Annotated in this window: 8 protein-coding genes and 1 pseudogene; 1 reads left to right on the plus strand and 8 read right to left on the minus strand. The window is 65.2% G+C overall.

Features of this window, described 5'->3' with window-relative positions; translation table 11 throughout:
* A partial coding sequence (locus tag EN745_RS21070; protein WP_127422162.1) for a M24B family metallopeptidase occupies positions 1 to 821 on the plus strand: 821 nt, incomplete at its 5' end.
* 252 nt (positions 822 to 1,073) lie between these two features.
* Here EN745_RS21070 and EN745_RS21080 read toward each other — a convergent pair.
* From EN745_RS21080 to EN745_RS21115, 8 genes and pseudogenes are all read right to left on the minus strand, one after another.
* Positions 1,074 to 1,370: an AzlD family protein gene (locus tag EN745_RS21080; RefSeq protein WP_126053910.1), complete on the minus strand. Its 297-nt coding sequence runs from the start codon at positions 1,368 to 1,370 to the stop codon at positions 1,074 to 1,076.
* Positions 1,367 to 2,095, minus strand: coding sequence for an AzlC family ABC transporter permease (locus EN745_RS21085; RefSeq protein WP_126053909.1), 729 nt, complete (start codon positions 2,093 to 2,095; stop codon positions 1,367 to 1,369). The genes EN745_RS21080 and EN745_RS21085 overlap by 4 nt, the downstream gene beginning before the upstream one ends.
* 116 nt (positions 2,096 to 2,211) lie before the next feature.
* Entirely contained in the window at positions 2,212 to 2,898 is a 687-nt protein-coding gene (locus tag EN745_RS21090; protein ID WP_126053908.1) for a TIGR02453 family protein, read from the minus strand.
* Complete coding sequence (gene ligA / locus EN745_RS21095) at positions 2,898 to 5,105, minus strand: NAD-dependent DNA ligase LigA (protein WP_127422163.1); 2,208 nt, start codon at positions 5,103 to 5,105, stop codon at positions 2,898 to 2,900. The genes EN745_RS21090 and ligA overlap by 1 nt, the downstream gene beginning before the upstream one ends.
* Before the next feature lie 283 nt (positions 5,106 to 5,388).
* Entirely contained in the window at positions 5,389 to 7,062 is a 1,674-nt protein-coding gene (gene recN / locus EN745_RS21100) for a DNA repair protein RecN (protein WP_127422164.1), read from the minus strand.
* 8 nt (positions 7,063 to 7,070) lie between these two features.
* Positions 7,071 to 7,940: an outer membrane protein assembly factor BamD gene (locus tag EN745_RS21105; protein WP_126053905.1), complete on the minus strand. Its 870-nt coding sequence runs from the start codon at positions 7,938 to 7,940 to the stop codon at positions 7,071 to 7,073.
* 217 nt (positions 7,941 to 8,157) lie between these two features.
* The gene (gene lpxC, locus EN745_RS21110) at positions 8,158 to 9,105 is read right to left on the minus strand and encodes a UDP-3-O-acyl-N-acetylglucosamine deacetylase (protein WP_126053904.1); all 948 of its coding nucleotides are present in this window, start codon (positions 9,103 to 9,105) and stop codon (positions 8,158 to 8,160) included.
* Positions 9,106 to 9,442: 337 nt separating this feature from the next.
* Positions 9,443 to 10,323, minus strand: a pseudogene (locus EN745_RS21115) (cell division protein FtsZ); the annotation flags it as partial.

A 10,323-nucleotide genomic window follows, 5' to 3' on the forward strand; every position in this document is an offset into this window, starting at 1 on the left:
GGCAAAAGCCGGGCTCGCTCGACGAGATCGCCGTGGTCACCAGGCTCGAGGAGGTGCGCCGGCAGACCGGCGAGGAGACCCAGATGCCGCTGCGCGACGTCTCCTTCGACACTATTTCCGGCGCCGGCCCTAACGGCGCCATCATGCACTACCGTGTTTCCCGCGCCACTAGCCGCAAGCTTGCCGATGGCGAGTTGTTCCTGCTCGATTCCGGCGGCCAGTATCAGGACGGCACTACCGACATCACCCGCACCGTACCGATCGGTGAGCCGACGCAGGAGATGCGCGAGCGCTTCACCCTGGTGCTGAAGGGCATGATCGGCATTTCCATGCTGCGCTTTCCGGCCGGCACGCGCGGCTCGGAAATCGACGCCGTGGCGCGCCTGGCGCTATGGAGGCATGGTTGCGACTTCGCCCACGGCACCGGCCATGGCGTCGGCTCCTACCTTGCAGTCCATGAAGGCCCGCAGCGCATCGCCCGCACCGGCACCGAGAAGCTGCTCGCCGGCATGATGCTGTCCAACGAGCCCGGCTACTACAAGGAAGGCGCCTACGGCATCCGCATCGAGAACCTTGTGCTGGTCACGGCCTCCGAGCAGGTAGAAGGCGGCGACATCGCCATGCATGGCTTCGAGACGCTGACGCTGGCGCCGATCGACAAGCGCCTAGTTCGCACCGATCTGCTGACACGCGACGAACTGCATTGGCTCGACACCTATCACGCGCGGGTGCTGGCCGAGATCGGCCCTATGCTGGACGGCGAGACGCTGGCCTGGCTGGAGAAGGCGACCGCGCCGCTGCCACACGACGCCAAGATCTGAATCCAACAACTTGGAAGGTCAGCGCCCCTCATCCGCCTGCCGGCACCTTCTCCCCGTATAGGGACGGGGAGAAGGGGCTGACCGTGACGTCGGCGCTATCTTGCAACGTCAGCGATTGGCGAAACTGTCGATGAGGGCGTCTTTCTCCCCGTTACTATGCGGGGAGAAATGCCCGGCAGGGCTATGAGGGGCGGCACCGACGCGCACCAAAGAAGCACGAAATTGAACCGGCAGTCAGTTCGGACCAGAAACTTACCCTGCGAACTGCCTGGCCAGTATCAGCACAGCGGCACCGGCCAAAAACATCGACATCAACCCGCCGCGCAGCGACACGGCCGCGGCGACGATCAGCGCTGCCCATTCGGCGGGACCGGCGCCAAGCGCCGCCGGCGCGACCAGCGTGGTCAGCACCGCCGCCGGCACGGCGTTCAGCCCGGCCTCGACGCGCGGATGGACGTTGTCGAAGCGCGAGATGACCAGGTGGCCGCCGACGCGGGTGAGATAGGTGGCGACAGCACCGGCGATGATGATCCAGAAAGTGGTGCTCATGGCCGTTCCCCCACGCCGCTGTGATGCGGCGGCAGTATGACGGCGAGCAGCACGCCGGCGACGGCGCCGATGGAAACGTGCCAGGGCGAGCCTACCGTCTTGGAGGCGATGGTGGAGGCAACGGCGCTCGCCACGACCACAGGCAGCCACAGCGGCCGCTTGCGGAAGCCCATGACGAGGCCGAGGAAATAGATCGGCAGCAGGAAGTCGATGCCCAGCGCGTGCGTGTCGGGAATGAGCTTGCCGAACACCGCGCCAAGCGCGCTTTCGATCACCCAGAACACATAGACCGGCAGGCCGAGCCCGAGATACCAGGCAAAGCCGACGGTCTCGCCGGATTGCGCCCTCGCCTCCGACACGGCGTATTGCGGATCGGTCATGATGAAGAAGCCGAGCGCCTGCTGCACCACCGGCCAGTGCGCGATGCGCCGGCCGAGGCCGGCGGAATAGAGCACGTGGCGGAAATTCACGGCGAAGATCGACAGCACGATCAGCCACGGCGCGACATGCTGGCCGAACAGTTCGATACCGACCATCTGGCTGGCGCCGCCGAAGATCAGCGCGCTCATCAGGAAGGCCTCAAGGACCGAGAAACCATTGTCGACGGCAATTGCCCCGAACAGCAGCGCGAATGGCGCCGAAGCGACCACGACCGGCATCGAGAGCCGAACGCCGTCCCAGAAATCGCTCTTCGCACTGCTTTCGGAAATCGCTTCCGCCGACATGGATCGCTCCCTTTGACGGCCTGATGTAGGGAGCGTCGCCCTCCTTGTCACACCAATTCGCTTGAGCCGAACAATCAGCGGAAATGATCACCGGTGCACGCGAGCAAGGCTCCGCGCTATTGCGCCTTGCCCTGGATCGCCCTGCCCCAGTCGAGCAGCGGCTTGGCGCGCAAGGTGAAATCGACGAGCTCGTCGACCAGCGCCGGCGAGTGGATTCCGGCCGGATCGATTGCATGCTGGACGTAAAAGTGCCGGTTGCGGATGGCTTCGGCCAGGTCGCTGTCGGTGACATGCTCAAAGCCGCGCGGCGTGCGCTTCATGCGGTCCTCGGTCTCGAATTCGAGACCGTTTTTCTTCAACGCCGCCACCAGCGCGCGATACTTCTCCGGCCTTGCCGCGATGGCGTTGCGCATGGCGAGCAGCAGTTCTGGACTGGGCTGCCACCAGGCGACGCCGGAGAAGCACCGCTCGAGCCCGATATGCACGTAGAAAACGCCCTGCTCCATCTTGGTGCCATCAGGCGACAGGATCGCCGACAGATGCCGGTTGTAGGGCCGCTTGTCCTTGGAGAAGCGCACGTCGCGATTGATGCGGAACAGCGACTTCTTGCGGTCGCCGCGCAGTCCGAGCCCAGCCGCGGCGAAACGCTCGGTCAGCGTCTCGACAAGATCGCAGAACGGCTCGTGCAGTTCGCTCTCATAGAGGTCGCGGTTCTCCTGGAACCATTCCCGGTTCTGGTGGAAGTCGAGCGCCTTGAGGAACGGAATGGCCTTTTGGCCAAACCCCTTGAACGCGCCGGCCATCAGCCGCCCCTGCCGATCCGCTGCAGCCAGGTGTCCTCGTCGATCACCTCGATGCCGAGCGCAGTGGCATCCTTCAGCTTCGAGCCGGCGCCCGGGCCGGCCACGACGAGATCGGTCTTGGCGGAAACCGAGCCCGCGACCTTGGCGCCGAGACGTTCCGCCATCGCCTTTGCCTCGGAGCGCGTCATCTTCTCCAACGAGCCGGTGAACACGACCGTCTTGCCGGAGACTTCGCTGCCGGCCGAGATTTCCACAATGTACGGCTTCGGATGCACCTGCGCGAGCAGTGCCTCCAGCACGTCGTCGTTGCGTTCATTGCCGAAGAAATCGCGCAGCGCGCCGATCACCGTGTCGCCAATGCCGTTGATCGACGGGAAGACGTCGTGCGGATCGTCGGCCGCAGCGGTCTCCTTGCCGACACGGATCAGCTCTTCCATGGTCGAGAAGGTCCTGGCAAGCACGGCGGCCGTCGTCTCGCCGATATGGCGGATGCCGAGGGCGAAGATGAAGCGGTCCAGCTCCGGCTCGCGGCGCGCGTCGATCGCGGCGAACAGCTTGTCGAGGCCTTCATAGTTGCGCTCCTCGGCGCTGCGCACATTCTTGCGCGTCTTGCCCGATGCGGCCTCGCGCAGCCTCGCCTGCTCCTCGCGCCGCCCGGCCAGGGCCCTGGTGACGTCGGGGCGGCGGTCCTTGAGCGTGAAGATGTCGGCGGCGGTCTTGATCAGTCCGGCGTTGAAGAACAGGTCGATGTTTTCCGCGCCCAGCCCCTCGATATCCATGGCGCCGCGCGAGACGAAATGGCGCAATCCCTCAACGGCCTGCGCGGCGCAGATCAGCTCGCCGGTGCAGCGCCGGCGTGAATCCTCCTTGCCGGTCTTCTCGTTGATCTCGCGCGTCGCTGGCGAGCCGCAGATCGGGCAGGTATGCGGAAATTCGTAAGGCACGGCATCGGCCGGACGCTTGTCGATGACGACGCTGACGATCTGCGGAATGACGTCCCCTGCCCGCTGGATCACCACCGTATCGCCGATGCGGACATCGATACCGTCGCGGATCGGCAGGCCGTTGCTGTCCAGGCCCTTGATATAGTCCTCGTTGTGTAGCGTGACGTTCTCGACCACGACGCCCCCGACCGTAACGGGCGCCAACCGCGCCACGGGCGCAAGCGTGCCGGTGCGGCCGACCTGGATGTCGATCTTCTGCACGGTGGTCATCGCCTGCTCCGCCGGGAATTTGTGGGCGACGGCCCAGCGCGGCTCGCCGGTGACGAACCCCCACCGGCGCTGCAATTCCAGCTGGTCGACCTTGTAGACGACACCGTCGATGTCGTAGCCGAGCGACGAACGCTGCTCCTCGATCCGATGGTATTGCGCGATCAGCTCCTCGATCGACTTCGCCCGCACCATCAGCGGACTGACCTTGAACCCCCACTCGGCGAATTTCTGCACCGAATCATATTGGGTCGGAGCCGGGTCCGCCGTCGTGTACCCCCAGGCATAGGCGAAGAATTTGAGGTTGCGGCTAGCGGTGACCGACGGATCCTTCTGGCGCAGCGACCCGGCGGCCGTGTTGCGCGGATTGACGTAGTCCTGGCCGCCGGCAGCCGCTGAGCGTTCCTTCAGCGCCTCGAACTCCGCATAGGTCATGTAGACCTCGCCGCGTATCTCGATGCTGTCGGGCCAGCCCGACCCTCTCAGGGTCTTCGGGATATCCGCGATCGTCTTGAGATTGGCGGTGATGTCCTCGCCGACGGCGCCGTCGCCGCGCGTTGCACCCTGCACGAACACGCCGCGTTCGTAGCGCAGTGAGGCCGACAGCCGGTCGATTTTCGGCTCGGCGGTGAAGGCGATGTCCAGGTCCTTGTCGCGGTCGAAGAACCGCCGGCCGCGCTCGATGAAGTCGGCGACGTCCTCATCGGTATAGGCCTTGGCGAGGCTGAGCATCGGCACCGCATGGCGTATCTTGGCAAAGCCTTCCGCCGGCGGCGCGCCGACCCGACGCGACGGCGAATCTTCGCGCACCAAATCGGGGAAGCGATCTTCGATCGCGAGGTTGCGGCGCGCCAGCGCGTCATATTCGGCGTCCGAGATCGTCGGCGCATCTTCGGTGTGATAGCGCCGGTCATGCTCGGCGATCTCCGCCGCCAGCCGCTTCAGTTCGTGTGCGGCCTCGCTTTCGCTCAGCGAATCGACTGGTTTTTCCGACATGCTTGGCAGTCCCTGAGTTGTGCGCGCCACTATAAATCAGGATTCGCCGACCGGGAGTCGGCTTGCGAATAAATCATTCCTGAACAGCAGGATGCAGCCATATCCTGACTCAGATTCCAAGCACGGAGAATCAAGCACCCAGGATGTGTTGAGATTCAGGTCAGGCCGAGTCGAGAAGGGTGGCTTCCGAGAACCGGAGCGGAGCGTACTTTTGGGTACGTGAGCACCGGAAGCGCAGGAAGCCGCCGTTCGCAGGCCGGCCTCACCTGAATATCAACGCAGCCTAGGCTGCCGCCGTGTTCTCGCGCAGCAGACGCTCCGCCGCCGCGCGCGCCTCGTCGGTGATGGTGGCGCCGGCCAGCATGCGCGCAATCTCCTCCTGGCGCGCCGGCCGGTCCATCTCGGCAACGCCGGTGGCGACCTTGTCGGTGCCGCCGGATTTGGAGATCAGGAAATGCGTCGCCGCGCGCGCCGCCACTTGCGGCGCGTGGGTGACGGACAGCACCTGCACGCGCTTCGACAACCTGGCCAGCCGCTGGCCGATGGCATCCGCCACGGCGCCGCCGACCCCGGTGTCGATTTCGTCGAAGACCAGCGTCGGCGCCGAGCCGCGGTCGGCCAGCGCCACCTTCAGCGCCAGGAGGAAGCGCGACAGTTCGCCGCCGGAAGCGACCTTCATCATCGGCCCGGGCCTGGTGCCCGGATTGGTGCGCACCCAGAACTCGACCTGGTCGATGCCTTCTTCCATCCGGCTCGAGGCATCGCTCGCCAGCTCGACGATGAACTCAGCGCGTTCGAGCTTGAGCGCCGGCAATTCGGCCATCACCGCCCTGGTCAGGCCGACGGCGGCGGCATGGCGAAGCGAGGACAGTTGCGCGGCTGAGATGTCGTAGGCTTCGCGCGCCGCTGCCGCCTGCTTCTCCAGGCCGTGCAGGCGGTCCTCGCCGGCGTCGAGATCGGCGAGGGCGGCGGCCATCGTGTCACGCAACTGCGCTAGATCGTCGACCGCGACGCTGTGCTTGCGCGAGGCGGCGCGCAGCGAAAACAGCCGTTCTTCCGCCTTCTCCAGCCGTTGCGGATCATATTCGGTGGCGCGCAGCGCCGCCTCGACGCCCGACTGCGCCGCATCGAGCGACAGCATCGCCTCGTCGAGCGACTTCACCACGTCGTCGAGCAGGCCCGGCGCCTCTCCCGCCTTGCGCTGCAGGCGCCTGAGCAGGCTGGCCAGCTGCGGCAGCGGCGAGGACGGTCCCGAAAGCACGTCCTGCGCGTCATGGATTTCCGAGGCGATCTTTTCCGCCCGCATCATCGTGGCGCGCAGTTCGGCAAGCTCGCTCTCCTCGCCCGGCTGCGGATCGAGCTTCGCCAGTTCGGCGACGGAGGCGCGCAGATAGTCGGCTTCGCGCGCCGCGGCCTCGACCTTGGCGCGATGCTTGGCAAGGTCCTGCTCGCAGCCGCGCCAGTAGCGCCAGGCTTCGCCCGTCGCGCGCGCGGCGCCGAGATGGCCGCCGAAACTGTCCAGCAATTCGCGATGCGCGCCCGGATCGACCAACGCCCGCTCGTCGTGCTGACCATGGATCTCGACCAGCACATGGCCGATATCGCGCATCAGCGTGACACTGGACGGCTGATCGTTGACGAAAACGCGCGTGCGGCCGTCGGCCGTCTGCACGCGGCGCAGGATGATGTCGCCGTCATCCTCGATGGCGTTGTCGGCAAGCAGCGCGCGGGCCGGATGGTTGCGCGGCACGTCGAACACGGCAATGACCTGGCCTTGGGCAGCGCCATGGCGCACGAGTGCTGCATCGCCGCGCGCGCCGAGTGCCAGGGACAGCGCATCGAGCAGGATTGATTTGCCGGCGCCGGTCTCGCCGGTGAGTACCGAGAGGCCGGGCAAGAAGTCGATGTCCAGCTTCTCGATCAGGACGATATCGCGGATCGACAGCCTGGACAGCATCGCGGATGTCAGGCGCCGGTGATCAGCTTCCCGGCCTTGGATATCCACGACCCGGCATTTTCGCGCGGCTCAAGCCCATTGCTCTGCAGGAGCTTGTAGGAATCCTTGTACCACTGGCTGTCGGGATAGTTGGTGCCGAGCACCGCCGCGGCGGTCTGCGCTTCCGAGGTCAGCCCCATGGCGTAGTAGGTTTCGGTCAGGCGCGCCAGCGCCTCCTCGACATGGCGAGTGTTGGAATAGGTTTCGACAACGGTGCGGAAACGCTTGACGGCGGCGATGTATTCGCGGCGCTCGAGATAGTAGCGGCCGATCTGCATCTCCTTGCCGGCAAGCTGGTCGGTGGCGAAGCGGATCTTCTCCTTGGCGTCGTCGACATATTCTGACGTCGGCCAGCGCGTCACCAGATCCTGCATCGTCTGCACGGTGAGGCGAGCTTCCTTCTGGTCCTGCGTGACGTCCTTGATCTGACGGTAGTAGCTCAGCCCGATGATATACTGGGCGTAGGCGGCGTCATCCGTCGACGGGTAGAGGGTCAGATAGCGCTTGGCCGAGCCGATCGCCTCGTCGTAGTGGCCGGCGCGATAGTCGGCGAAAGCGCCCATCACCATCGATTTGCGGGCGAATTCCGAATACGGGTGCTGGCGGTCGACCGCGTCGAACTTCTTGCTCGCCTCGTCCAGGCGGCCGGCATTCAGATTGGCGAGGCCCTGATTGTAGAGGACGTCCGCCGGCTCGGTCTGATCGACATAGGTCGACAGGTCGACGTCCTTCTCGGAGGACATGCAGGCAGACAGGACGAGCGATGGAACAACCACCGAAAGCGCCAGGAAAACAGCCCGGCGCGGCGCTTTCGATTGACCAACTCGCTTGAAGAACATGATTGGATTCCGCCCTTTCGGCGTCATTTCAGTCGTCATTTCGCTCTGGGGCAGCAGCCATAGACCATAACCGCCTTGCCCGGCAACGCTATCTCCGGCCAATCGCACATTTTTGTGGCGGTTTGGCACTGCCGCCGCAATGGTACGATTTCACCTGCTGGTGATGCATCCATGCAACACCGGGTCGGCCGCCACAAAGCCGGAAAATCGTTAAGAATCAGATCATCCAGGGCGCGTAGAGCGGCGCACTCACGGCAATCATTTCGGCGCTGCGACCACGCTCGCGACGTGTGGTTTCGACGATCTCGAATGCAGACCGGTCGGACAGAAGCCGACGCAAAGCCGCCGCATTCATCCTGTGGCCGCCGCGATAGGAGCGGAAGCACCCGATGAAGCGGGCGCCGGCGAGCGCCAGGTCGCCCATGGCGTCCAGCGTCTTGTGGCGCGCGAATTCGTTGGCATAGCGAAGGCCGCCCATGTTGATGACGCGGTTGTCGTCACCGATCACCAGCGAGTTCTCCAGCGACGCACCGAGCGCGTAGCCGGCGGCCCAGAGACGCTCGACGTCCTTCATGAAGCCAAAAGTGCGGGCGCGCGCGATGTCACGGCGGAAAATGTCGGGATTGATGTCGGAGGCGAAGAGCTGGCGGCCGATGGCCGGGCTCTCGAAATCGATCTCGATCTCGAAGCGCGTGCCGTCATAAGGCCTGAACTCGGCCCAAGAGGCGCCATTCTCGATGCGGACCGGCTTGACCACCCGGATGTAGCGGCGCTTGACCGGCAGCGTCTCGATGCCCGCCTGGTCGAAGGCTTCGACAAAGGGCACGGCGCTGCCGTCGAGGATCGGAACCTCACGGCCGTCGATTTCGATGACCAGATTGTCGACGCCAAGTCCAAAGACCGCGGCCATCAGATGTTCGACCGTGCCGATGTGCTCACCCGCCGGATCGCCGAGCATGGTGCAGAGGTCGGTCGCACCGACTTCGGAGACAAGCGCACGAAACTCACGGCTCTCGCCGCCATTGGAAAGCTGGAAGACAATGCCGGTATCGGCGTCCGCGGGCAGAAAATGAACGGTGACGGGCTTGCCGCTATGGACGCCTGTACCCGTCAGCGTCGCGCGCGATTTTAGTGTCGTCTGATAGTCGTGCAAGACAAACCCCATGGCCCATACTGCCTGCGTCCGCTTCATCGCTTCCTGGAGTATTTTGCGGCCGGATGGATCACCCGGCGTGCGCATACATGCGGCAAAATAAACAAGACCGTGCGGCTCTTGATATGATCGGCAGGCAGGGCCAACTCCCCGAATCCCGGCAAGCCGATAGTGCTCGGGCGAAGATAATGGTCCGGCCGGGAGAGTCCAAATCACGGTTTCTTACCCTCTGTAACCGCGATCGGACGCAAGCAGGCGTTTGTAACACCTTGTTTTTGCAGCACTTAATATATTAACAGGCAAACAATCGCTTGTCTGCCTGTTAACAACTGTTACGAACCGTTAACGGTCAATTGGCCTGGCGGCGCAGGAACGCCGGGATCTCCAGCTGGTCGTCGTCCTGCACGGCCCGGCTCTGCGGCGTCAGCCGGCCCTGGTCGTCGAGCTGGCCGCGGCGCGGCGCGTAGAGCTGCGGATCCTGGCTGGCTAGACGGCGCACTTCCGGTGCCGCCTGGCGCAGTTTCGGCTCGCGCGGCTGCGCCGGCTGCAGCCGGGCTGGCTCTTCCTCACGGCGCGTCAGCCCATTGGTAAGGCGCTTCAGCAGCCCCATCGGACCGCCGTTCTCATGGTCGGCCGGACGGCTCTTGGCCTCCACCTCGGCCTTCACCACCGGCGGAAAGTCCTCGACGCGCGGCATGCGCTGGGGTGCGGCGGCAACCGGCTGCGGCATCTCCCTGAGCGGCGCGGGCTGCACCACCTGCTGCTGGACGATGGGCTGCGGCTGGGCGGGTGGCGCCTGGAAGATCTTGCTCTGCGGACGGAATTCTTCCGCATGCGCCGTCGGCGCTGGGCGAGCCTGCGCCATCGCGGCGGCATTGGCTTCGGCAAGCTGGATCGCCTCGGCGACCGGATCGGCGGCGCGCGGCTCATAGGTCTGCTGCTGGACCGGCGCCGGCCGGCTTTCCGCGACCGGGGCGGCAGGACGGCTGACCGGCTTCTGCGGTGCGGCACGGATCGAGATCGGTGCCGCGGCGATTTCGGCCGCCGACTTGTCGATACCGGTGGCGACCACCGAGACGCGGATTACGCCTTCCAGCTCCTCGTCGAAGGTGGCGCCGAGGATGATGTTGGCGTCCTGGTCGACCTCTTCGCGTATGCGGGTCGCGGCTTCGTCGACCTCGAACAGGGTGAGGTCGCGGCCGCCGGTGGTCGAGATCAGCAGGCCCTTGG

This window comes from Mesorhizobium sp. M4A.F.Ca.ET.022.05.2.1 (assembly GCF_003998845.1).
Lineage (GTDB): Bacteria > Pseudomonadota > Alphaproteobacteria > Rhizobiales > Rhizobiaceae > Mesorhizobium.